The following is a 1,228-nucleotide window of genomic DNA, read 5'->3' on the forward strand; positions in this document are numbered from 1 at the left end:
TGCCCTCCCCATGAATGGTATCTGGATCTGCTTCGCATGAAATTAATCGGTGGCGCTCAACCACCAATGCCGATGGCCGTAGCGATGAATCAGCACAAAATTGAGATGGTGCACAGCTTCATCGATCGGATGCACATGATGATACTGCCAACTGCAGCAAACTTAGCCAAACAACCTGTGTTCGGTCAAATATCCCATCTTCTTGATGCGGGAGGTGGTTCGGGAGCGCTGGCGATCGCGATCGCAGCATTTAATCCGCAGATTCAATGCACAGTTATGGATCTTGAGCCTGTATGCGAAATCGCACAAAAAAATATTTCCAAATATGGCTTAGAAAAACAGATTACTACCGTGGCGCGAGATATGTTTGAAGAGGCGTGGCCTGGAGAACCTGACGGTGTTCTATTTGGCAATGTTTTTCACGATTGGGATTTAGAACATTGCTATTTGCTGGCTCAACGAGCATTCGACGCACTCAAACCTGGCGGTCAAGTGTTGTTGCATGAAATGCCTTTAAATGATACCAAAGATGGGCCGCTCACAGTAGCGTGTTTGTCAGCCATATTACTGATGTATGAGAAAGGTAAGCAGTATACGTTAAAGGAAATAGAAGAAATATTATCGTCAGTAGGGTTTATTGATTTTCAGTCAATACCAACCCATACTTATTATCATCTGATTAGCGCTAATAAACCCTAATTTTTGTTTGTATTTTTAGTTGAGGAAAATCTTAAGTATGAAATTTTTTTCTAATTACCAAATTATCGCCCAAATTTTTGAAAGCTCGAATTCGCTAGTTTATCGAGCCAACCGCGGCCCTGACAATCAACCTGTTATTATCAAGGTTCTCAAAGAAGATTATCCTACCCCTACGGAGCTAACCAGATATAAGCAAGAGTATGAAATTACTCGTTCTCTGAATATAGATGGAGTGATTATAGCTTATGATTTGCAAAAATATCAGAATACACTAGCAATAGTTTTAGAAGACTTTGGAGGTGAATCATTAGACATTATCCTGAGAGATAGAAAACTTAGCTTGCCTGAATTTCTTTCTCTTGCTATTAAAATAACGAAGACTTTAGGTGAAATCCATGCTGTTAATGTTATCCACAAAGATATCAATCCTGCCAATATTGTTTGGAATTTGCAAACAGATATCCTGAAAATTATTGATTTTGGCATTTCTACACTATTTACGCGGGAAAATCCCACAATTAAAAACCCA

General features: G+C 39.6%; 2 protein-coding genes. Both read left to right on the top strand.

Translation table 11 applies throughout. From position 1 onward, the window contains the following. Positions 1-699 (top strand): methyltransferase (locus tag QUA38_RS29035; protein ID WP_333168000.1); only part of this gene is annotated, 699 nt, incomplete at its 5' end. A gap of 37 nt (positions 700-736) precedes the next feature. Next, positions 737-1,228 (top strand): protein kinase domain-containing protein (locus tag QUA38_RS29040; RefSeq protein ID WP_333168003.1); only part of this gene is annotated, 492 nt, incomplete at its 3' end.

This window comes from Microcoleus sp. Pol12B4 (assembly GCF_036701385.1).
In the GTDB taxonomy this organism is placed as follows: domain Bacteria; phylum Cyanobacteriota; class Cyanobacteriia; order Cyanobacteriales; family Microcoleaceae; genus Microcoleus.